19 protein-coding genes and 1 riboswitch are annotated in these 20,940 nt (G+C 72.8%); of the genes, 9 read left to right on the top strand and 10 right to left on the bottom strand.

The genetic code is table 11. From position 1 onward, the window contains the following. Nucleotides 1-7 precede the first annotated feature (7 nt). From OJ962_RS22155 to OJ962_RS22140, 4 genes are read left to right on the top strand one after another with little or no spacing between them, the layout of a single operon-like run. Nucleotides 8-1,471, top strand: coding sequence for a GAF domain-containing sensor histidine kinase (locus OJ962_RS22155; RefSeq protein WP_202956825.1), 1,464 nt, complete (start codon nt 8-10; stop codon nt 1,469-1,471). After that, complete coding sequence (locus tag OJ962_RS22150; RefSeq protein WP_202956824.1) at nt 1,458-3,227, top strand: PAS domain S-box protein; 1,770 nt, start codon at nt 1,458-1,460, stop codon at nt 3,225-3,227. The genes OJ962_RS22155 and OJ962_RS22150 overlap by 14 nt, the downstream gene beginning before the upstream one ends. 53 nt (nt 3,228-3,280) lie before the next feature. Further along, the gene (locus OJ962_RS22145; protein WP_202956823.1) at nt 3,281-3,625 is read left to right on the top strand and encodes a response regulator; all 345 of its coding nucleotides are present in this window, start codon (nt 3,281-3,283) and stop codon (nt 3,623-3,625) included. Further along, nucleotides 3,622-4,269: a response regulator gene (locus OJ962_RS22140; protein WP_202956822.1), complete on the top strand. Its 648-nt coding sequence runs from the start codon at nt 3,622-3,624 to the stop codon at nt 4,267-4,269. Before OJ962_RS22145 ends, OJ962_RS22140 begins: the two co-directional genes overlap by 4 nt. On the opposite strand, the gene OJ962_RS22135 is transcribed toward OJ962_RS22140, so the two are convergent. From OJ962_RS22135 to OJ962_RS22120, 4 genes are all read right to left on the bottom strand, one after another. Continuing rightward, nucleotides 4,255-5,964, bottom strand: coding sequence for a sensor histidine kinase (locus OJ962_RS22135; RefSeq protein WP_202956821.1), 1,710 nt, complete (start codon nt 5,962-5,964; stop codon nt 4,255-4,257). The genes OJ962_RS22140 and OJ962_RS22135 overlap by 15 nt on opposite strands. Before the next feature lie 36 nt (nt 5,965-6,000). Beyond that, nucleotides 6,001-7,122: an acyl-CoA dehydrogenase family protein gene (locus tag OJ962_RS22130; protein WP_202956820.1), complete on the bottom strand. Its 1,122-nt coding sequence runs from the start codon at nt 7,120-7,122 to the stop codon at nt 6,001-6,003. Continuing rightward, a complete protein-coding gene (locus OJ962_RS22125) occupies nt 7,119-7,916 on the bottom strand; it encodes an HAD family hydrolase (RefSeq protein ID WP_202956819.1) in 798 nt (265 codons plus the stop codon). Before OJ962_RS22125 ends, OJ962_RS22130 begins: the two co-directional genes overlap by 4 nt. Nucleotides 7,917-7,983: 67 nt before the next feature. After that, complete coding sequence (locus OJ962_RS22120; RefSeq protein ID WP_202956818.1) at nt 7,984-9,156, bottom strand: acetyl-CoA C-acetyltransferase; 1,173 nt, start codon at nt 9,154-9,156, stop codon at nt 7,984-7,986. Nucleotides 9,157-9,173: 17 nt separating this feature from the next. Here OJ962_RS22120 and OJ962_RS22115 point away from each other — a divergent pair, with 17 nt between their 5' ends. The 3 genes from OJ962_RS22115 to OJ962_RS22105 are packed head-to-tail and all read left to right on the top strand — an operon-like array spanning nt 9,174 to nt 13,458. After that, nucleotides 9,174-10,580, top strand: a complete 1,407-nt coding sequence (locus OJ962_RS22115; RefSeq protein WP_202956817.1) for a leucyl aminopeptidase family protein — start codon at nt 9,174-9,176, stop codon at nt 10,578-10,580. 28 nt (nt 10,581-10,608) lie between these two features. After that, nucleotides 10,609-12,009: a hypothetical protein gene (locus tag OJ962_RS22110; RefSeq protein WP_202956816.1), complete on the top strand. Its 1,401-nt coding sequence runs from the start codon at nt 10,609-10,611 to the stop codon at nt 12,007-12,009. 60 nt (nt 12,010-12,069) lie between these two features. Next, nucleotides 12,070-13,458, top strand: coding sequence for a pyridoxal phosphate-dependent decarboxylase family protein (locus OJ962_RS22105; RefSeq protein WP_270006606.1), 1,389 nt, complete (start codon nt 12,070-12,072; stop codon nt 13,456-13,458). Here the strand turns inward: OJ962_RS22105 and OJ962_RS22100 are convergent. Beyond that, nucleotides 13,430-14,929: an Ig-like domain-containing protein gene (locus OJ962_RS22100; protein WP_202956814.1), complete on the bottom strand. Its 1,500-nt coding sequence runs from the start codon at nt 14,927-14,929 to the stop codon at nt 13,430-13,432. The two genes, OJ962_RS22105 and OJ962_RS22100, sit on opposite strands and share 29 nt — an antisense overlap. A 53-nt stretch (nt 14,930-14,982) precedes the next feature. Next, nucleotides 14,983-15,942, bottom strand: a complete 960-nt coding sequence (gene meaB / locus OJ962_RS22095) for a methylmalonyl Co-A mutase-associated GTPase MeaB (protein ID WP_202956813.1) — start codon at nt 15,940-15,942, stop codon at nt 14,983-14,985. Nucleotides 15,943-15,969: 27 nt separating this feature from the next. Here meaB and OJ962_RS22090 point away from each other — a divergent pair, with 27 nt between their 5' ends. Both OJ962_RS22090 and OJ962_RS22085 read left to right on the top strand, forming a co-directional pair. Continuing rightward, on the top strand, nt 15,970-16,569 hold the full coding sequence (locus tag OJ962_RS22090; protein WP_202956812.1) for an acyltransferase: 600 nt from the start codon (nt 15,970-15,972) through the stop codon (nt 16,567-16,569). Next, nucleotides 16,560-16,799 (top strand): DUF3253 domain-containing protein, encoded by a 240-nt coding sequence (locus OJ962_RS22085; protein WP_202956811.1) that lies wholly within the window; start codon nt 16,560-16,562, stop codon nt 16,797-16,799. Before OJ962_RS22090 ends, OJ962_RS22085 begins: the two co-directional genes overlap by 10 nt. Here the strand turns inward: OJ962_RS22085 and OJ962_RS22080 are convergent. From OJ962_RS22080 to OJ962_RS22065, 4 genes are all read right to left on the bottom strand, one after another. After that, the gene (locus tag OJ962_RS22080) at nt 16,796-17,329 is read right to left on the bottom strand and encodes a transglycosylase family protein (RefSeq protein ID WP_202956810.1); all 534 of its coding nucleotides are present in this window, start codon (nt 17,327-17,329) and stop codon (nt 16,796-16,798) included. The two genes, OJ962_RS22085 and OJ962_RS22080, sit on opposite strands and share 4 nt — an antisense overlap. Nucleotides 17,330-17,415: 86 nt before the next feature. Continuing rightward, nucleotides 17,416-17,575, bottom strand: a riboswitch (cyclic di-AMP (ydaO/yuaA leader). A 46-nt stretch (nt 17,576-17,621) separates the two neighbouring features. After that, nucleotides 17,622-18,896, bottom strand: coding sequence for a 1,4-alpha-glucan branching protein domain-containing protein (locus tag OJ962_RS22075; RefSeq protein ID WP_202956809.1), 1,275 nt, complete (start codon nt 18,894-18,896; stop codon nt 17,622-17,624). Further along, nucleotides 18,893-19,612: a class I SAM-dependent methyltransferase gene (locus OJ962_RS22070; RefSeq protein ID WP_270006605.1), complete on the bottom strand. Its 720-nt coding sequence runs from the start codon at nt 19,610-19,612 to the stop codon at nt 18,893-18,895. Before OJ962_RS22070 ends, OJ962_RS22075 begins: the two co-directional genes overlap by 4 nt. A gap of 49 nt (nt 19,613-19,661) precedes the next feature. Continuing rightward, nucleotides 19,662-20,915 (bottom strand): cryptochrome/photolyase family protein, encoded by a 1,254-nt coding sequence (locus tag OJ962_RS22065; protein ID WP_202956808.1) that lies wholly within the window; start codon nt 20,913-20,915, stop codon nt 19,662-19,664. Between the last annotated feature and the right edge of the window lie 25 nt (nt 20,916-20,940).

Here is a 20,940-nt window from a genome sequence, read left to right as displayed (position 1 = left end):
CGCCGTCGTGCGCGTGCTCGCCGCCGCGGACGGCGAGGCGGACGCCTACCCGGCGCTGCTGGAGGCGATCGGCACCTCGCTCGGCAGCCCGGGCGGGGCGATGTGGCTGAAGATCGCGCGCGGGACCCTGCGGCGCGCGTTCGCGTGGGGTGAGCCGCCGGAGGCGCCCGAGGACGGCCTGAGCTTCGAGGTCCCGCGCATCGGCGTGATGAACTTCGTCACGACGCTCGCGCCGGACGGCGCGCTGCGCGAGACGATGGACAGCCTCGGCCTGCTGATCTCGCAGTTCGCCGAGCGCTGCCGGGCCCAGAAGGCGGTGGCGGCCAACGTCGCCGAGGCCGACGAGCGCGAGCGCGTGCTGCGCCACCTCGCGACCGAGCAGGCGGCGCTACGGCGGGTGGCCACGGCGATCGCCACGACCAGCGACCCGCGCGAGGCGTTCACCGTCATCACCGAGGAGGTCGGCAAGCTGCTGGGCGCGCCGAGCGCGAACATGATCCGCTTCAACGAGGACGAGACGGCGACGGTCCTCGCGCGCTGGCACGACACGAACATCCCCGTGCACGAGGTCGGCGCGACGGTCTCGCTCGCGGGCGACAGCGTGTCGGCGCGCGTGTTCCGCACGGGCGCGCCGGCCCGCGTGGACAGCTACGACGACCTCGAGGGCGAGCTGGCCGCGAGCCTGCGCAAGCTCGGCCACCACTCCGCGGTCGCCGGGCCGATCTTCCAGGAGGGCCGGCTGTGGGGCGCGATCATCGTCTCGGGCGGCAGCGGCGAGCCGTTCCCCCGCGGCGCCGAGCAGCGGATCGCGGACTTCGCCGAGCTGGCCGGGCAGGCGCTGGCCAACGCGCGCACGCGGGAGGACCTGGCGGCGTCGCGCGCCCGCATCGTCCAGGCCGGCGACGCCGAACGCCGGCGGCTGGAGCGCAACCTGCATGACGGCGCGCAGCAGCGGCTGGTTTCGTTGGCGCTGATGCTGCGGCTGGCCGCCCGCCGGCACCCGGAGGACGACGCGCTGGTGCAGGCGAGCGAGGAGCTGAGCCTCGCGCTGCAGGAGCTGCGGGAACTCGCGCGCGGCATCCACCCCGCCGTGCTGACCGAGCGCGGGCTCGAGCCCGCCGTGCGCGCCGTGGCGCAGCGCGCGCCGGTGCCGGTGGCGCTGACGGTCGAGCTCGACGAGCGCCTGCCGGACCCGGTCGAGGCCGCCGCCTACTACGTCGTCGCCGAGGCGCTGACCAACGTCGCCAAGTACGCGTGCGCGACGACCGTGAGCATCGGGGTGGAGCGCACGAACGCCCACGCCCGGATCGAGGTGCGCGACGACGGCGTCGGCGGCGCGGCGCCCAGCGGCGGTAGCGGGCTCCGCGGCCTGGCGGACCGCGTCGAGGCGCTGGGCGGGCGCTTCGAGGTCGAGAGCCCGCTCGGTGAAGGGACGATCCTGCGAGCGGAGATCCCGGTTGCGGCCGGCTGAGCTGCTGCGGGCCGTCACCGCGGCGCTCGCGTCGCCCGACGAGGAGACGGCGTTCGCGCGGCTGCCGGGCAAGCTCCAACGCAGCCTCAACGGACACAAGAAGGTGACCTGGGACGGCTCGACGATGTCGATCCCGGTCGCGGGTGTGGGCGTGCTGCTGGTCCCGACGCCGCCGCCCGACGACGACCTGATGGCGGCGGCGGAGAGCGTCGGCGTGCAGATCTCGCAGTTCGTCGAGCGCTGCCGGACCGAGCGGGCGAGGCGCGACATCGAGGCCCGCCGGCGAGCGATGCTCGACGTCGCGTTCGACTCCGTGTTCACCATGGACGACGCGGGCATCGTGCTGTCGGCCAATCGCGCGGCCGAGCGGACGTTCGGGTACACGAGCGCGGAGATCGTCGGGCAGGAGCTCGCTTCTCTGATCATCCCCGAGACGCTGCGGGACGCGCACCGGGAGGGCCTCGCGCGCTACCTCAAGACGGGACGCGGGCCGATCGTCGGGCGCCGGGTGGAGCTGACGGCGATGCGCCGCGACGGCACCGAGTTCCCGGTCGAGCTGGTCGTGACGCGGCCCGAGGTCCCGGGCGAGCGCGTCTTCTACGGCTACCTGCGAGATCTAACGGCGCGCAACGTCGCGGAGGCCGCCCTGCACCGGCTGGCGGACGAGCAGGCCGCGCTGCGGCGCGTGGCGACGGCGGTCGCCGCGTTCAGCGATCCGACGCGGCTGTTCGACCTGCTCAGCGAGGAGGTCGGCAAGCTGCTGGAGGCGCAGACCGCGCACATGTTCCGGTTCGACAGCGACGGGCGCGCGGGCGAGATCGTCGGCGGCTGGGCGGTCCGGCCCGAGCACGTGCTCGGGCACGGCACGCGGATGCCGATGGACGGCGACACGGCGGTCACACGCGTGTGGCGGACGGGCCAGGCCGCGCGCATGGACTCCTACGCGCAGGCGGAGGGCCGACTCGCGGAGGCGATGCGCTCCTACGGGGTGCAGGCCGTGGTCGCCGCGCCCGTGTTCCTGGGCGGGTCGCTGTGGGGCGCGGTGATCGTGTCCTCGATGAGCGCGGGGCCGTTCCCGGAGGGTGCGGAGCAGCGAATCGCGTACTTCGCGGAGCTGGCCGCGCAGGCGCTCGCCAACGCGCAGGCGCGGGAGGATCTGGCGTCGTCGCGGGCACGCATCGTGCAGGCCGGGGACGCCGAGCGCCGGCGGCTGGAGCGCAACCTGCACGACGGGGCCCAGCAGCGGCTGGTGTCTTTGGCGCTGATGCTGCGGCTGGCGGCGCGCCGGCACCCGGAGGACGACGCCTTGACGCAGGCCAGCGAGGAGCTCGCGCACGCGCTGCAGGAGCTGCGCGAGCTCGCGCGCGGCATCCACCCCGCGGTGCTCACCGAGCGCGGGCTCGAGCCGGCCGTGCGCGCCGTGGCCGACCGCGCGCCCGTGCCGGTGGAGCTCAGCGTGGAGCTGGAGGAGCGGCTCGACGGGCCGGTCGAGGCCGCGGCCTACTACGTCGTCAGCGAGGCGCTCGCGAACATCGCCAAGTACGCGCAGGCGAAGCTCGTGCAGGTGACGATCAGCCGCTCGGACGTGGCCGGCCTGCGGATCGAGGTCGTCGACGACGGCGTCGGCGGCGCCGATCCCTCCGGCGGCTCCGGCCTGCGCGGGCTCGCCGACCGCGTCGAGGCGCTCAGCGGCCAGCTCTCCATCGACTCGCCGCCCGGCCTCGGCACCACCCTGCGTGCGGACATCCCCGTCTGAGATCTCCGGTGAACCCCACGAACATGAACGGTCAGACCCCTTAGGTTGGACCTATGCCGCGCACCGTTCTCGTCGTCGACGACTCCGCCGCCTTTCGCGCGACTGCGCGGGTGCTGCTGGGCGCGCGCGGCTACGACGTGGTGGGCATGGCGGACTCGGTGGCGAACGGGCTGGCGGCGGCGCGCGACCTCAAGCCCGACTGCGTGCTGCTGGACGTCAACCTCCCGGACGGGGACGGGCTGTCGGCGGCGGCCGCGTTCGACGCGCGCGTCGTGCTCGTCTCTACGCTCGACCGCGAGGAGCTCGGGAACGCGGTGAACGGCTCGGGCGCGCGCGGGTTCATCGCCAAGGCCCAACTGGCGTCGCCACTTCTGGTTGAGTTGCTGGGGCCGCCATGAGGATCGTCATCGGAGAAGACCAGGCGCTGCTGCGCCAAGGCATCGTCAGCCTGCTGGCCGCCGCGGGGTTCGAGATCGTGGCCGAGGCCGGCGACGCGCCGGACCTGCTGCGCAAGGTGAGTGCGCACAAGCCCGACGTGGTCATCGTCGACGTGCAGATGCCGCCTGAGAACAGCGACGACGGCCTGCGCGCGGCGATCGAGATCCGCGCCTCGCAGCCCGGCGTGGGCGTGCTCGTGCTCTCCCAGTTCGCCGAGGAGCGCTACGCCGTGGACCTGATCGGCGACGACGCGGCGGGCGTCGGCTACCTGCTCAAGGACCGCGTGACCGACTTCGCCGGCTTCGCCGAGGCCGTGCGGCGCGTCGGCGCGGGCGGGTCCGTGCTCGACCCGACCGTCGTCGCGCACATGCTCGGCCGCCGGCGCCGCGACGACCCGCTGGACACGCTCACCCCGCGCGAGCGCGAGGTGCTCGAGCTGATGGCCGAGGGCCGCTCCAACAAGGGCATCGCGGAGAAGCTCGTCGTCACCGCGCACGCCGTCGAGAAGCACGTCACATCGATCTTCAGCAAGCTCGGCGTCTCCAGCGGCACCGAGGACCACCGCCGCGTGCTCGCGGTGCTCGAGTTCCTACGGCGCGCGTAGCGGTATCCGAGCGCGGACGAGCGTGCCCTCGCCGCGCGGGCTCTGGACCTCGAGCGCGCCGTCGAGCGCGCCGACGCGGTCGCCGAGGCCGCGCAGACCCGTGCCTTCGCCGACGCGCGCGCCGCCGACGCCGTCGTCGCGGATGTCGATGACGGCGTGGCCGTTCTCGCGCCGGACCTCGACGCGGGCGTGCGTGGCGTTCGCGTACTTGGCGACGTTGGTCAGCGCCTCGGCGACGACGAAGTAGGCGGCGGTCTCCACCGGCGAGGGAAGGCGCTCGTCGAGGGTGGAGTCGAGCTCCACGGGCACCGCGGAGCGGCTGGCGAGCGACTCCAGCGCCGCGTCCAGCCCACGCTGGGAGAGCACCGCGGGATGGATGCCGGCCGCGAGGTCGCGCAGCTCCCCCACGGCCTCCTGCGCGTTGGCGAACGCGCTGTCGAGCAGGTCGCGGGCGGCTTCGGGCTGGGCGTCGAACTGCTCGCGGGCGAGCTGGAGCTCGATCATCAGGGCGACGAGGCGCTGCTGCGCGCCGTCGTGCAGGTCGCGCGTGAGGCGGCGGCGCTCGGCGTCGCCAGCCTCGACCAGGCGGGCCCGCGACGCGCGCAGGGCCTCCAGCCGCGCGCGCAGCTCCACCTCCAGCCGCTGGTTCTCGAGTGCGAGCGCCGCGGCGGCGGCGGCCTCGCGCACGAGGTCGGGCTCGGAGTCGAGCGCCGGGTCGTGGACGAGCGCGCCGACTCGCCGGCCCTCGTGCTCGATCTCGGTCAGCGTGCCGGCCGGCGTTCGCGGATGACCGTCCCGGTCGACGTAGCGGCCGTCGACCCAGTACAGGACGTCCAGCGTGGGGTCGCCGAGCTCGGTCGCGAGCGCGTCGCGCACGCCGCGCGGGTCCAGCGCCAGCCGCTCGATCACGCGCCCGACCGCGGCCGTGCGGAAGAAGCGGGTGCGGACCAGCCCGAGCAGGAAGGCCGCGGGCAGCAGCGCGAAGGTCGCGAAGAACGCGACCTGCAGCGCGGTGGTGGGGCCGACGCTGAAGACGTTCGACACGACGGTGACCAGCCCGAGCGTGATGATCACCGCGCCCAGCAGCAGCACCGGCTCGAAGCCGCCGCGCTGCAGCGGCGTGGACGTCTGACGCCGGTGCAGCACGACGACGATGGTCGTGATCAGCGCGAACAGGAACAGCACGCCCTGCGGGAGCCCGATGATCGCCGCGACGACCTCGCTCTCCTCGATCAGCATCGGGTTGCCGGAGGGACAGTCCGGACACTCGTTGACCAGCAGCGCCGGCACCTGCAGGCAGCCTGCGGTGTAGGCCGCGACCAACGCGTAGCGGGGCCAGCGGCCGTCGATTCGCCCGGTCGGGAACGCCAACAGCAGATGGACGAGCGCGGAGATGCAGACCGTGTCGAAGATGATCCCGATCGAGAACAGCAGCCGCTGATCGAAGAACTGCAGCGCGGTGAGCGCGATGAACGCGCCCACCAGCACCATCAGCGCGCCCGTGTGGTTCTCCGGCCGACGGGCATGCGCGTAGGCGCCGACGCCGGCGAAGCCCCAAGCGATCACGACGCCGATGTAGAGGATCGGGCGCCCGCCGGCTGGCAGGCGCTCGAAGTCGATCTGCTGTGCCTCGGCGAGCAGCGCGACGCCGACGACGGCCGCGAGCACGCACGCGATGGCGATCGCCCAACGCATCGTGGACGCGAGCCTATGCGCAGCGGCGCGGCGGCGCTAGCGCATCGCCTCTCCGAGGATCGCGCGGGCGATCACGAGCTTCTGGATCTCGCTCGTGCCCTCGTAGATCTCGGTGACCTTGGCGTCGCGGTAGTAGCGCTCGGCCGGAAACTCCTTCGTGTAGCCGTAGCCCCCGAGGATCTGGATCGCCTCGCCGGTGTGGCGGCGGGCGACGCCGGACGCGAACAGCTTGGCCTGCGCGCCCTCGACGGTGTGCGGCAGGCCCGCCTCCTTCAGGCGAGCGGCGCGCCAGACGAGCGCGCGGGCGGCCTCGATGTCGGTCTGCATCTCGGCCAGCTTGTGCTGGATGGCCTGGAAGCGGGCGATCGGGCCGCCGAACGCGTTGCGTTCCTTGGCGTAGTCGGTCGCGACCTCGAACGCCGCCTGCGCGATGCCGACGGCCTGCGCGGCGATCCCGATGCGGCCGCCGTCGAGCGTCCGCAGCGCGACGTGCATGCCGTTGCCGGGCTCTCCCAGGCGCTCGGCGGGCGTGTCCTCGAACACGAGGTCGGCCGTCGAGCTCGAGTTCAGGCCCAGCTTCTCCTCCTCGCGCGTGACCGCGAAGCCGTGGGCGCCGGCGCGGACCAGGAACGAGGACGCGCGGCCGCCCTCCTTGGCGAAGACGAGGAACGTGGACGCGAACGAGCCGTTGGTGATCCACTGCTTGGCGCCGGTGATCGTGGTGCCGCCGTTGACGCGGGTGCGCATCGCGCTCGCGTCCGAGCCGGAGCCGGACTCGGTGAGCGCGAACGCGGACAGCTCCTGCCCGCTCGCGAGCGGCGGGACGTGCTGGGCGATCTGCTCCTCGGACCCGTGGGCGATGATCGGCAGCGTGCCGGCGCTGGTGTGGACGGCGACGGTCACGCCGACGCCCGCGTCGGCGCGGCTGAGCTCCTCGAGCACGAGGATGTAGGAGAGGAAGTCGGCGCCCGCGCCGCCGTGCTCCTCGGGGACGCACACGCCCATCAGGCCGAGCTCGCCCAGCTCGGCGAACAGCTCGCGCGGGAAATGGTGCTCACGGTCCCACCGCGCCGCGTGCGGGGCGATCTGCTCGTCCGCAAAGCGCTTGGCCAGCTCGCGGATCTCGCGCTGGTCGTCGGTCAGCTCATGAAGGCTCATCGCGCCGCCGCCCCGATGGCCACGGCCGACGCGGCCGCTGCCGCGGCCGCGATCCGCAGCTTCCTTCCCAGTCGTTCGAAGCGCATGATCTCCCACCCCTCCTCACGCGCCACGCGCGCGAGCTCCTTGTCCGGATTGACGGCGACAGGATGGCCGACGAGCCGCAGCATCGGTAGGTCGGATTCACTGTCGCTATACGCGTAGCTCGCGCCGAGGTCGATGTCCTCCCGCGCGGCCAGCTCGCGCAGCGCCTGCGCCTTGCCCTCGCGGTAGTTGAACGGACCGCCCTCACGGCCGGTGTAGACGCCGTCGATCACCTCGGCGACCGAGCCGACGGCGCCGTCGAAGGTGAGCACGATCGCGAGCAGCTCGGCCATCTCCTGCGCGGCCGCCGTGCAGATGAAGATCGGGCGGCCGGCGTCCTGATGATCGTAGGCGAGCTCGAGCATGCGCGGGTACAGCCGCGGCAGCACACCCGCCAGGACCGGGCCGGACAGGCGCTGCAGGTCGCGCACCTTGGCGCCCTGGAGCATCTTGCCGACGCGCTCGCGGACCAGGTCGGTGCTGGCGTCCGTGGAACCTTGCAGACGGAACTTCAGGTTCTCGTAGGCGTCGCGCGCGAGGTCGGAGCGCGTCAGCATCCCGGCCTTGTAGGCCGCGCGGCCGAACTGGAAGGAGGAGCTGCCCGCGATCAGCGTGCGGTCCAGGTCGAAGAACGCGGCGCCCTTCTCCCCCTCACGCTTGATCGCTCCCCCGCCGGGCGGCGGGGGAAGAATGTGCGGTCGCTCCGTCAAAGGCGACCGTTTGGACCCGCGGCCAGGGCCAGGTTCGCTGTCGCTTCGGGCATCGCTTCGCGGATGCCTATACCTGGACGATGATCGCGTCGCCCTGCCCGCCGCCCGAGCAGATCGCCGCGCAGCCGTAGCCGCCGCCGCGCCGGCGCAGCTCCAGCACGAGCGCGCCGATGATGCGCGCGCCGGACGCGCCGATCGGGTGGCCGAGCGCGACCGCGCCGCCGTTGACGTTCACGCGCGCCTCGTCGATGCCGAGCATGCGGGTGCTGTTGAGGGCGACCGACGAGAACGCCTCGTTGATCTCCCACAGGTCGATGTCGCCCGGCTGCAGGCCGGCCTTGTCGAGCGCCTTGATCGCCGCGTTGGCGGGCGTGCGGGCGAGCCACTCGAACTCGTCGGCGACGGCGGCCTGGGCGATGATCGTGCCGAGGATGTCCTTGCCGTTGCGTTCTGCCCAGTCCTCGGACGCGAGCACGAGCGCGCCGGCGCCGTCGTTGACGCCGGGCGAGTTGCCGGCCGTGTGCGAACCGCCCTTGGTCAACCCCGGCAGCTTGGCGAGCGACTCGAGGCTGGACTCGCGGCGCGGCGCCTCGTCGACCTCGACCACCGTGTCGCCTTTGCGGCCCTTGACGGTGACGGCCACGATCTCCTCGGCCAGGCGACCCTCGTCGGTGGCCGCGATCGCGCGCTCGTGGCTGCGCAGCGCCCACTTGTCGAGGTCGGCGCGGGTCATCTCGAGCTGGTCGCCGACCTCGGTCGCCTCCTCGTACATCTGCTTGCCCGTGAACGGGTTGCGCAGGCCGTCCTGGACCATCGCGTCCAGCGCCTGCACGTCGCCCATCCGGAAGCCGCCGCGAGCGCCCGGCAGCAGGTACGGCGCCTGGCTCATCGACTCCATGCCGCCGCCGACGGCGACGTCGAGATCCCCGGCGCGCACGGCCTGGTCGATCATGCCGACGGCGCGCACGGAGGACGCGCAGACCTTGTTGATCGTCTCCGACGTGACCTCGATCGGGATGCCGGCCTCGATCTGCGCCTGCCGGCTGGGGATCTGGCCCTGCCCGGCCTGCAGCACCGTGCCCATCACGACGTGCTGGACCTGCTCGGGCGCGACGTCGGCGCGGTCCAGCGCCTCGCGGATGACGACACCCCCCAGATGCGTCGCGGGGAGGGTGGACAGACCTCCCCCGAGCTTGCCGATCGGCGTGCGAGCGCTGCTCAGGATCACGGTTCGAGGCATGCTGCGAGTCTATTGCGATGCGAGTGACAGCCACGACGGACTCCCCGCCCGCCACCGACGCCGACACCATCGTCGTCGGTGTGTTCGAGGACGAGGGCATCGCCCACGACCACGGCGGCGTGCTGCAGGCGCTGGTCGACTCCGGCGAGGCCAAGCGGGGCCTGCGCAAGCTCGCCGTGACCCATGCCGAGGGGCGGCGCTACATCGTCGCGGGCCTCGGCGGGCGGAGCGAGTTCGATCCGGAGCGGGCGCGGGTCGTGGCCGCGACGGTCCTCGGGCGGGCGAAGGAGCTCGGCGCGAAGACGCTGTGCTGGGAGGTGCCGCACCACGTCGGTGACGCGGTGGTCGGCGGGCTCGTCGAGGGCACCCTGCTCGCGGCGTACACCTACCGGGAGTTCAAGGAGCCCGAGAAGGACGCGATCGAGGCGCTCCTGCTGAGCGCGCACCACGAGCTGGACCCGTCGGCGGCGGTGGCCGGGGCCGAGGCCACCAACCGCGCGCGGGACCTGCAGAACCGGCCGGCGAACGTGCTCACGCCTTCGGCGTTGGCGGCGCGCGCTTCCGAGCTGTCCGGCGTGAGCGTCGAGGTGCTCGACCGGGCCGGGCTGGAAGCGGCCGGCATGGGCGCGTTCGCGGCCGTCGCCCGCGGGTCCGACGAGGAGCCGCGGCTGATCACGATCTCCTACGCCCCGGAGGGCACCTCCGGGCCGCACCTCGGCTTCGTGGGCAAGGCCGTGACGTTCGACTCCGGCGGCATCTCGATCAAGCCCGCGGCGAAGATGCACGAGATGAAGTTCGACATGTCCGGTGGCGCGGCCGTGCTGGAGGCGGTCGGCGCGATCGCGGCGCTGCAGCTGCCCGTGCGCGTGACCGGCGTGATCGGGGCGACCGAGAACCTGCCGTCCGGGCGCGCGATGAAGCCGGGCGACATCGTCCGGGCCTCCAACGGCGTCTCGATCGAGATCAACAACACCGACGCCGAGGGCCGGATGGTGCTCGCGGACTGCCTCGCGCACGCGATCGACCAGGGCGCGGAGCGGCTTGTCGACCTGGCGACCTTGACCGGCGCGATGGTCGTGGCGCTGGGGCGCACGTACGCGGGGCTGTTGTCGAGCGACGACGCGTGGGGCGAGGCCGTGCGGAGCGCCGGCGAGCGCGCGGGCGAGCTGTCGTGGCGGCTGCCGCTGCACGACGAGTACGACGAGATGATCCAGGGCCGCTACGCCGACATCGTCAACTCGACCGCGGACCGCGGCGCGGGCGGCATCACCGCCGCACATTTCCTCAAGCGCTTCGTCGGCGAGACGCCGTGGGCGCACCTGGACATCGCCGGGACCGCCTACGACAACAAGAAGCCGTACACCCGCGAGGGCGGCGCCGGCTTCGGCGTGCGCACCCTGATCGAGCTCGCCCGCGCAACTTAAAGGGTCAGACCCCTTAGGTTTGGTGGGCGTGAGGTTCGTCGGGCTGTGGATACTGCTGGTCGCCGTGTACTCGGCGACCCTGGGCATCCCGGCCCAGCCCGGCTTCGACTACGGCGGCAACGAGCCGCACCACCTGCTCGCGGCCGAGTCGCTCGTGTCCGACCGGGACTTCGACCTCAGTGACGAGTACCGGGAGCGCGCCTACGCGAGCTGGTATCCGCGGGAGCTCAAGACGGACGGGCGGGTCGTCGACCGGCGATTGGTGGAGCCGCACGGCGTCGGCTTCGCGCTGCTGATCGCGCCCGCCTACGCGCTCGGCGGGGCCCGCGCGGTGCAGTGGCAGATGCTGGCGATGCTCGCGCTCGCGTTCGTGCTCGGCGCCGCGCTGGCGCGCAGGCTGGTGCCCGAGCCGTGGGCGACCGTCGGCGTCGGCCTGCTGGGCCTGTCGCCACCCGCGGTCGCCGCCTCCACCACGATCACGCCCGGGGTCGCGGCGGCCGTGCTGCTGACCGGCGCCGCGCTGTGCGCGCTGGCGATCCGCGAGCGCCCACGGCGAAGGTACGTCGCGCTGGGCGCCGTCATGCTCGCCGCGCTGCCGTGGCTGGGCTGGTCGTTCCTGGCCGCGGGCGTCGTCGTCGCCTGGGCGCTCGTGGTCTGGACGCTGCGCGAGCGGCGCCGCTTCGCGGCCTTCGTCGCGGGCGAGGCGCTCGCGGGCTCGCTCGTCTTCTACGCCACGATCAACGACCGCTTCTACGGCGGCATCACGCCCCGGTCGGCCGGAACCGCCGTCCTGCCGGACCCGCCGATCGGCTACCTGGAGCGCATCCCGCGCCTCGCCGGCCTGTGGCTGGACCGCGAGATCGGCCTGCTGCGCTGGGCGCCGCTGATCGCGCTCGCGTTCTTCGCCGCCTGGCTGCTGTACCGCTCGCGCCGGGACCAGCTGGCGCGCGTCGCCCCGGCGCGGCGAGAGACCGAAGCCGCCGCGGCCCTGCTGCTGGCGATGGTCGGCGCGCACCTGGTCGTGGTCGCGATCCTCGCCGCCGGCCCGCTGCGTGGCACGTCCTCGTTCCCGGGCGTGTCGATGGTGGTGGTGCTGCCCGCGCTGGCCGCGCTGTGCGCGTGGGGGCTGCGGCACGTCCCGCGCGTGCTCGGGGGTCTGCTGGCGCTGGTCACGTTGGCCGGGACCGGGTGGCTGCTGTGGCTGGACCGGTCCGAGGAGCTGCGTGGGTGGATCGCCGTCAACACGCGCACGCCGTGGGGTCCGCTCGACGTCGTGTTCCCCGACTTCACGCATTGGGGCTGGTGGCCGGTCGTGTGCTGCGCGCTGATCGCGGTCGCCGTGATCGTGCTGCTCTGGCGCGAGCGACGCGCGCAGGGCGAGTGGCGCCGCGCGGCCGCCGCGTCCCGCACCTCGAAGGCGCTCCATTGACCGGTTTGTCAACCGCTGGTTGACAAACCGAGCGCTCGGCGGCGCGTCATGATGCGGCGCGTGTTCGTCAGCCCCGACCCGAGAAGTCACGCCGACCTGCGCCACGCGACGATCGCGATGACCGAGGCGATCATCCGCGCGCTCTCAGAGCCCGGGCCACGCTCGCCGCTCGATCCCACAGCGCTCGCCGCCGCGGTCGCGAACATCGACCCGCTCCCCGAGGACGGCGCCGCGCTCGACGCGGTCCTGCACGACCTCGCGCCGGTCCTCGAGGGCGGGATCCGGCTCGGGGACCCGAACTGCGTCGCGCATCTGCATCCCGCGCCGCTGATCGAGGCGGCGGTCGCGGAGCTCGCGATCGGCGTCACGAACCAGTCGATGGACGCGTTCGACGCCTCGCCGGCGGCCACGTTCGTGGAGGACGCGCTCGTGACCCGGCTGGCGCAGCTGCACGGGTTCCCGCAGGGGTCGGGCGTGATGACGATGGGCGGGACGGCGTCGAACCTGCTCGGGTTGCTGCTCGCCCGCGACCGGGCCGGCGAGGACGTCCGGCGCCGCGGGCTGCCGCCGAACCGGTGGCGGATCGCGGCGAGCGCGACTTCACACGACAGCGTGCGACGGTCGGCGGCGCTGCTCGGGCTCGGGACGGAGGCGGTGATCGGCGTGCCGACCGACCCGGACGGGCGCATGTCCGTCGAAGCGCTCCACGAGCGCACGGCGGGCGAGGAGGTGATCGCGATCGTCGGCACGGCGGGGACGACGGACCTCGGCGCGATCGACCCGCTGGACGCGCTCGCGGACCACGCGCAGCGGCTCGGGGCGTGGTTCCACGTCGACGCCGCGGTCGGCTCCGGGCTCATGCTCAGCGACACGCACCGGCGCCGGCTGGACGGGATCGAGCGCGCGAACTCGATCACCGCGGACCTGCACAAGCTGTGGTGGATGCCGTTCGGCGCGAGCGCGCTGCTCGTGCCGGACGTGGGCGCGCTGCGCGCCGTCCACCACGCCAGCGTCTACCTCAACCGGCCCGAGGACGAGGCGGAGGGGCAGCTGAACCTGGTCGGGCGCTCGCTGGACACCTCACGCCGGTTCGACGCCTTCAAGGTCCTGGTCGCCCTGCGCACGCGCGGCCGCAGGCAACTCGGCGCGATGGTCGACACCGTGCTCGACCTCACGCAGTACGCGGGCGGGGCGATCGAGCGCCACCCGGAGCTGGAGCTGGTCGCGCCGCCGCACACGGTGATGGTCGCGTTCCGCCGCCTCGGCGACGACGCGCGCAACATCGCCATCCACCGCAGCCTGTTCGCGACGGGCGAAGCGGTGATCGGGCGCACGACGGTCGACGGGCGCGTCGCGCTCAAGCTCACGCTGCTGAACCCGGACACGACGCGCGCGCAGATCGACGCGCTGCTGGACCTGATCAGCGCGGCGGCGACACCGGCAGCCTGACCGCCCGGGTGGCGCCCGTGGCGTTGCGCACCGTGCCGGTGATCCAGATCCGCTTCAGCGCGCCCTTCGGCCTGGCCGGGAGCTTGAGCCGCACCGCCAGCACGCGCCCGGGAGCGAGCGTGCGCGTGATCGTCGCGCCCTTGACCGCCTTCTTGGGCTTGGCGCGCAGCGTACCCTCGAGCCGCACCGCGAACGTGCACGGCTGGTCGCACGTCAACCGCGCCAGCACGGAGCGCTTGCGGTCCAGCCGCGGCTTGACGCGCAGGCTCAGGAACGGCGCGGCGGCGGGCGCGGGCGGCGGCGCGGCCACCGGCGGTGGGCCGACCGCGGCCGGGCGCGGGACGACGAAGACCGTGACCTTGACGAGCTCGGACTCGGCGGTGCCGTTGCTCATCCGGTACTGGATGGTGTCCTGGCCGGTGAAGCCGGGCCGCGGCGTGTAGGTCGTGCCCGTCACCGACCCGTGCTCGCCGTCCTTGTCGAGCACGAACCTCAGCGGCAGGTTCGCCGGGTCAGTGCACGACGCGACCGGGATCTCGACGGGCTGGTCAGCCTGCGTGGCCACCTGCGGCGCGGTGGCGCTGCACACGGGCGGCAGCACGGAGCGGCAGCTCAGCGTGACGCCGCCGACGCACGGCTGCCAGTCGACGGCGGTGGCGCTGGACAGCCCGGGCACCTCCGCCGCCGTCGAGTCCTTCACCGCGGGCACCGTCTGCACCCGCCCGTCGCGCAGGAACGTGAGCGCCTTGCCGTCGGGCGACCAGCGCGGCGCCGCCGCCGGAAGCTCCGTGATCCGCAGGTTCGGCCCGGAGTCAGCGAGCTTGGAGATGACGCGCAGCCCGCCGGCCCAGACGCTGCCGAGGCCGGTCTCCACGTAGGCCAGGTCGGTCCCGGCCGGCGACCACGCCGGGGTGTCGGTCGCGCCGAGCGAGAGCTCCAGCGCGCGGCTGCCGCTCCAGTCCAGCACCGTCCCGAGGCGGAACGCGTAGGTGTCGAAGCTCGGGCCGAAGGCGAGCGCCGACAGGCCGACGTCCAACGCGCGCGGCGAGAGCACCGCGCCGGCGAGCGTGACCTTCATGCGCTCCTGCTTCTCGAGGCCGAGCGCGCCGATCGTGATGCGACGGAAGCCGATCGTGCCGTCGGCCAGCCAGGCCGCGTCGACGTCGCGCGCGCCGGCGCCCGGCGTGGTCAACGACGTGCGGGTGCCGGAGGCGAGGTCGATGACCGTGATCTTGTCCTGGTAGGAGAACGCGAGCTTGTTGCCGTCCGGCGACCACGCGGGCCCGCTGATCGTGCCCCCTCCGCTCGGCGTGTACAGCGGACGCTGACCTGTGCCGTCAGGGTTGACCGCGACGATCCGGTTGCCGAGCACGACCGCGAGCTGGCCGTTGGTGGGCGCCTGCGCGTGGGCAGGGGCAGGCGCCGCCGCGGCCATGACGGCGCACATGAGCGCTACGACCGCCCTCCGCATGCCGAGACTCTAGGCCGCCTGCAGCCGGTTGACACCGGGACTGGACGAATGGCTCAGCGCCCGGCGGCGCTCGGATCCACCGCGCCGCGGGCGAGGATCGCGCTCGCGGCGCTCGCCGGATCGAGCTTGCGGGCGACCACCGCGTCCAGGAGCTCCTGGACCTCGGCGTCTTCCCGCAGCGACGCCTCCAGCGCGCGGCGCAGGCGCATCGTCGCGATCCCGAGCACCTCGCTCATCAGGTTGCGACGCCGGCGCTCGGACAGCGTGCCCTCGGCCTCGACGAACTCCCGGTGCTCGCGCAGCTTGGCCGCGAGCTCGCGCACGCCCTCGCCGCGCGATGCCTCCGTCTTGAGGATGGGCACCTTCCAGCCCTCCTGCGGCGCCAGCGCGAGCACGCCGCGGATCTCGCGCACCATCGTGTCCGCCAGCGGGTGGTCGGACTTGTTGACCACGATGATGTCCGGGATCTCCATCACGCCCGCCTTGAGCGCCTGGATCGAGTCGCCCGAGCCCGGGATGAGCACGAGCACGACCGAGTCCGCGTGATCGATCACGTCGACCTCGGCCTGGCCGACGCCGACCGTCTCCAGGAACACGTCGTCCTTGCCCGCCGCGTCCATCAGCAGCGCCGCCTGCAGCGACGCCTCGGCCAGGCCGCCGAGCGCCCCGCGCGTCGCCATCGAGCGGATGAACACGCCCGGGTCCAGGAAGTGCTCGCTGAGCCGGATCCGGTCGCCGAGCAGCGCGCCGCCACGGAAGGGTGACGAGGGGTCGATCGACAGCACGGCGACCTGGCGCTCGGCCTCGCGCTGCACGCGGATGAGCGCGCCGATGAGCGTCGACTTGCCCGCGCCGGGCGGGCCCGTGAAGCCGACCACGGCCGCGTTGCCCGTCTTCGGGTAGACGGCGCGGACCAGCTCCCAGCCGACCGGGTCGTCGTCCTCGACGAGCGAGATGCCGCGCGCCAGCGCTCGCTTGTCCCCCTGCAACAGCCGCTCGGCGAGATCCGACACCGGCCGGGAGGATAGTCTCGACGGCCGATGTTCTCGCTGCTGCGCTTCATGGCGCGCAACCGCATGCTGAACGCCAAGTACGCGCGGCTGATCGCCCGGTGGGCGTGGCTGAAGCTGCGCTGGGGCAAGCGCCTGCAGACGGACGGGCTGTGCTTCGTCGGCCCGAACGTCACGCTCGAGATCGGCCAGGAGGCGGTGCTGCGCCTGGGGCGCTTCTCGTGGATCGGTGAGGGCACCAAGATCCGCGTGCACGAGGGCGAGTGCGAGCTCGGCGCCAAGACCGTGATGGGCCAGGAGTGCACGATCTCGGCGTTCCAGCACGTGTCGATCGGGCGCGAGTGCGTGATCGCGGACCGCGTGATGCTGATCGACTTCGACCACGGCGTCGTGGAGGTCGAGCGGCCGATCCGCGCGCAGGGCATCTACAAGCGCGACGTGCGGGTCGGCAGCAACTGCTGGATCGGCTACGGCGCGTGCATCCTGCGCGGCGTGACCATCGGCGACAACTGCATCATCGGCTCCAACACCGTCGTCACCAAGGACGTCGCGTCCAACGCGGTGGTCGCGGGCGCACCGGCCAAGCTGCTGCGCATGCGCGACGCGCCGGAGACGCTGCGGTGGGACTGAGCGACGCCGACATCGAGCGCACGATCCTCGCCCTGCTCGCGCAGCGGGAGGCGGGCAAGACGATCTGCCCGTCCGAGGCGGCGCGGGCACTGGCGGATGACTTCCGCCCGCTGATGGACGACGTGCGCCGCGTGGCCGACGGCATGGAGCAGGTCGAGATCACGCAGAAGGGCCGCGTCGTCGCGCTCGGCGACGTCCGCGGCCCGATTCGCCTGCGCCTGAGAACCTAGGCGTCTTCGAGGTTCAGCTGCGCGCTGCAGCTGGGCCAGGGCGCGGTGCCGCGCTCCTGGTAGAGCTTGTAGGCGAGCTGGTCCTGCGTGGCCTCGTCGGCCTCCGCGGGGCTACCGGTGCCGCCCATCGCCTCCCACGTCTCCTGGGAGAACTGGTACTTGCCGAAATAGCGGCCGTCACGCGACTCGATCGTGGTGTTCCCGCCGGACTCGCACTGGGCGATCTGGTCGAGGATGGCCTTTGCCTCGGCCGGGATCGGCGTGAACTCGAGCGGCGCGGAGGCCTGCGGCTGGCCGAGCAGGCCGAGCGACGTGAGCGTCGCCGTGTCGGCGCGGCCCGTGACCTTGAGGTCGTTGCGCCGCTGGTAGTTCTTCAGCGCCCGCTTGGTCTTGGGGCCGAAGATGCCGTCGGCCTTGATGCCGAGCGCCTTCTGGATCTGCTTCGTCGTCGGCTTCTTGGCCGGCGCCGGGGTGGTTTCCGTGGGAGCGGACTGCGCCGGCTGGGACTCGGCGCCACCGGTCTGGGCCATGGCGGGCGCGCTCAAACCGAGCGACAGCGCCACAGACAGGGCTGCAAACCGACGTAAATGCACTGCTTTTGACACGCGGGGAGGCTCCTTGGTCTCATCGCGCCTACGGGGTTAGCTGTCGGGCTCGCGCGTAGACCTGCGCTACGCCACCACTGGTGGCGATTCGCCCCGGGGGCCTGACCAAGGCCCCATCGGTTCCCCCGCTCCCACCCGGACAGACCGGACGGGACTCGGCTCTTATGCGGGCGACACTCTACACGTCGCCTCGATCAAATGATCGGCAGCGCGGACCCTATGGTTGAACGAAGGCCCATTCGGCGAGGTCGGGCGCGAGGTGCCGGAGCGCGTCCGTGCCGTCGCCGCGCAAGGCCATCTCGAACGCCTCGCGGTGCCCCTGCGCCCGCTGGCGCGGGTAGTCCCCGGCGCTGCCGTTGGCGATCTGGAACGCCCAGTCCGAGCTCTGCAGCGCGAGCAGCTCCCGCAGCGCGCGCGGGCCGGCGTCCGCGCCGAGCGCCCGCAGCTCCGCGCTGCGCTGCGCCCACGCGATGCCTTCGGCGCCCGGCGCGCTCCAGGTGCGCAGGTCACGGCCGGTGCCCCAGCTCGTGGGCCGGACGGCTTCCGGTGCGGGCGCCGCGTCACGCGCTTCGACGGGGACGACGTCGGCAAGCTCCAGCACCCGCTCGAGGAACGTGACGCCCTCGTGCCAGTGGTGGCCGAACAGCTCGGTGTCGAACGCGAGCACCGCGCCCTCTGTGACCTCACTCACAAAGACCTCCGCGTGCGCGCGGGCGCGCGCGTGACCGCGCTCGGGGTCGTAGGGCTCCCCGTCGACGGCCCAGGCCTGGTGCGCGTGCGGCGTGAGGCGGTTGGTGTCGCGGTAGTCGCCGTGCGAGGGGTAGCCGGTGTGGTCCCACACGAGGTCGACGCCGGGGCGGTCGAGCGGGACGAGCGTCACGCCCGCCTCGGTGCGGTGCGGCTCGCCGATCCCCACGTTGGACCAGTCCACGCACGTGACGTGCACGCCCGCCTCCTCCAGCAGGTCGTCCAGCCACGGCGCGTGGGCGCACTCGGGCAGCCAGAAGCCGCCGTGCCAGGCGCCGAAGCGGCGCCGGTGGGAGGCGATGCCCGTCTCCAGCTGCAGCCGCACGCCCGCGTCCGTCGCGAGCAGCGGCAGGACGGCGTGCGTGGCCGCCGAAGTCCACGCGACGTGCGGTCTGAACGCTTCGATGAGATCACCACGGCGCTCGAGCGCGTCGGCGGCCTGTTCGTACTGCGCCGCGGAGTACTCGAGCTGCGGATGGTCGGGCAGGTCCAGCGCGTGGGAGGCTGGCCGGATCTCGCGCAGGAAGGCGAGGCAGCGGTCGAGCGCGCCCGGCGCTTCCAGCTGGTCGGCGAGCACCGGGGTGACGCTCAGCGTGACCTTGCCGGGGTGACGGTCGAGGACCTCGAGCAGCGGTAGATAGCTGGTCGCGATCGCCTCCCACAGCCACTCCTCGCCGAACGGCCACGTGCCGAAGCCCTCGACGTAGGGCATGTGGGTGTGCAGGACGACGCTCAGGCGCTTCATGGCTTCAGGACGGCGATGAGGTCGAGGGAGCGGTCGAGGTTCCCCTGGCGCAGCGTGAAGTCGCGCGCGCTGATCGCCGGGTTGAAGCGCTCGTAGAACGGGCGCGTGAGGTGCAGCGACTGGTGGATGCGGTCCCAGTTGAGATGGTCGAGCGCGATCTCGTGGGCACGCAGCTTGCGGGCGTGGAAGAGGCCGAACAGCTCGGTGTTCGGGAAGTGCCGCTCGCACAGCGCCCGGTACTCGTCCGGCTTGTACTCGCGGACGTGCCATGGGTTGCCGGAGCGCTCCTCGCCCTCGGGCGCGAGCGTGAGGACGTTCGGCGTGGAGACGTAGGCGATGCCGTCCGGCTCGATCAAGCTGCGGATGTGGGCGAGCATCGCGTCCGGGTCCTGGATGTGCTCGATCGTCTGCAGGAACACGACGCAGTCCACGTCGCCCTGCCACAGCTCGACCATGTTGCGCTCGAAGGAGACGCGCTTGTACTTGGCGCGTGCGTGCTCGAAGGCCTCGGGGTTGGCGTCGACGCCGATCACGTGGGCGGCGGTGTTGGCGAGCACGTCGGCGCCGTAGCCCTCGCCGCACGCGAGGTCGACGACACGGGCGCCGTGGACGCGCTCGGCGATCCACTCGTAGACCACCAGATGGCGGCGGAACCAGTAGTTCTCCTCCGGGACGTCGGGGAGCGTGCGCTCGCCCGTCAGGTGCAGCGGAGGCACGCCTTCGGGCTGGTCGCGTTGAACGTAGAGCTCTGAGATGCGCGGCAGCTTACGTGTCGCGGGCGCGACCGTACGCCGCCAGTGTCCGCTTGCGTTCCGTGGCGTGGTCGACGATCGGCGTGATCGTCTGGCTGTCGGGGGCCCACGTGTTGACGTACACGCCGTCGGGGTCGTGGCGTGCCTGCTGCAGCGACGGGTTGTAGAAGCGCCGGTAGAGCGGCGCCGGGTCGACGCCGACGGAGCTGATCCACTGCCAGTTGCCGTTGTTCTGGGCCACGTCGCCGTCGATCAGGTAGCGCATGAAGTGCTGCTCGCCGCGGCGCCAGTCGATGTGCAGGTCCTTGACCAGGAAGGACGCGGTGATCAGGCGGGCGCGGTTGTGCATCCAGCCCGTCTCGGCGAGCTGGCGCATGCCGGCGTCGACGACGGGATAGCCTGTGCGGCCTTCCCTCCACGCGTCGAAGTGCTCGTCGGTGCCTTCCCACTCGAGCGCGTCGTAGTCCTCCTGGTAGGCGTGATGGGTGTTGCGCGGGTTGTGGAGCAGGACGTGCGCGTAGAAGTCACGCCAGGCGAGCTGGCGGGCGTACTTGCCGCTGTGACGCGTCTCGAGCTCGCGCGCACTGATGCAGCCGAAGTGCAGGTAGGCCGACAGGCGGGACGTCTGGCGATCGAGGCGGACGCGGGCCTCGTCGTAGGTGTTCGGGTCGAACGCGAGCATGGCCTTGCGGCCCGCGGTCTCGCCGCCCCGCTGGTCGCCGCGCCTGGTGGCGGTGGGGACGGTGCCGACGGTGAGGCCGGGCGGCGTCGTGATCTTGCGCGGTGCGCCGTGGACGTCGCGGCGCGGAAGCTCCTTCCACGCGCGCCAGAACGGGGAGAAGACGCCGTAGGGCTTGAGCTTGCCGATGTCGGCGATGAAGTTGCCGGGGGTGCGGCGCGGCTCGATGCCGGCTTGCCGGAGCGCCTCCTCCGTCCGTTTGTCCCGGTTCATCGCGAACGGGGAGACGTCGGAGGCGAAGAAGACGGCGGTCGCTTGGTGTTCGTGCGCGAGCCTGGGCAGCTCCTGCTCGGGCGTCCCGGTCAACACGACGAGGTTCCCGCCGCGCTCCTGGAGCCGTTCGCGCAGGTCCTTCAGGCAGTCGAACAGGAACGAGGCGCGATACTCGCTCTCGAAGCGGCCGTCGAGCAAGCGGGGATCGAGCACGAACACGGGGACGACACGCTCGAACTGGTCCAGCGCCGCGCGCAGCGGCGGGTGGTCGTGCACGCGCAGGTCGCGCCGGAACCAGACGAGGGCGGTGCTCATCGTTGCCGGTACGGAACCGGATCGG

Origin of the sequence: Solirubrobacter deserti, assembly GCF_027587175.1 — a bacterium.
Classification (GTDB): Bacteria; Actinomycetota; Thermoleophilia; order Solirubrobacterales; family Solirubrobacteraceae; genus Solirubrobacter; species Solirubrobacter deserti.
Note: the sequence above shows the minus strand (reverse complement) of the source record. Positions and strands in the feature narration are given on the sequence as shown.

Bases quoted from the DNA above. Each gene is read 5' to 3' on its own strand.
- OJ962_RS22145 (WP_202956823.1), top strand. From the start codon at position 3,281: ATGCCGCGCACCGTTCTCGTCGTCGACGACTCCGCCGCCTTTCGCGCG.
- OJ962_RS22140 (WP_202956822.1), top strand. From the start codon at position 3,622: ATGAGGATCGTCATCGGAGAAGACCAGGCGCTGCTGCGCCAAGGCATC.
- OJ962_RS22135 (WP_202956821.1), bottom strand. From the start codon at position 5,964: ATGCGTTGGGCGATCGCCATCGCGTGCGTGCTCGCGGCCGTCGTCGGC.
- OJ962_RS22130 (WP_202956820.1), bottom strand. From the start codon at position 7,122: ATGAGCCTTCATGAGCTGACCGACGACCAGCGCGAGATCCGCGAGCTG.
- OJ962_RS22120 (WP_202956818.1), bottom strand. From the start codon at position 9,156: ATGCCTCGAACCGTGATCCTGAGCAGCGCTCGCACGCCGATCGGCAAG.
- OJ962_RS22115 (WP_202956817.1), top strand. From the start codon at position 9,174: ATGCGAGTGACAGCCACGACGGACTCCCCGCCCGCCACCGACGCCGAC.
- OJ962_RS22100 (WP_202956814.1), bottom strand. From the start codon at position 14,929: ATGCGGAGGGCGGTCGTAGCGCTCATGTGCGCCGTCATGGCCGCGGCG.
- OJ962_RS22090 (WP_202956812.1), top strand. From the start codon at position 15,970: ATGTTCTCGCTGCTGCGCTTCATGGCGCGCAACCGCATGCTGAACGCC.
- OJ962_RS22080 (WP_202956810.1), bottom strand. From the start codon at position 17,329: ATGGCCCAGACCGGTGGCGCCGAGTCCCAGCCGGCGCAGTCCGCTCCC.
- OJ962_RS22075 (WP_202956809.1), bottom strand. From the start codon at position 18,896: ATGAAGCGCCTGAGCGTCGTCCTGCACACCCACATGCCCTACGTCGAG.
- OJ962_RS22065 (WP_202956808.1), bottom strand. From the start codon at position 20,915: ATGAGCACCGCCCTCGTCTGGTTCCGGCGCGACCTGCGCGTGCACGAC.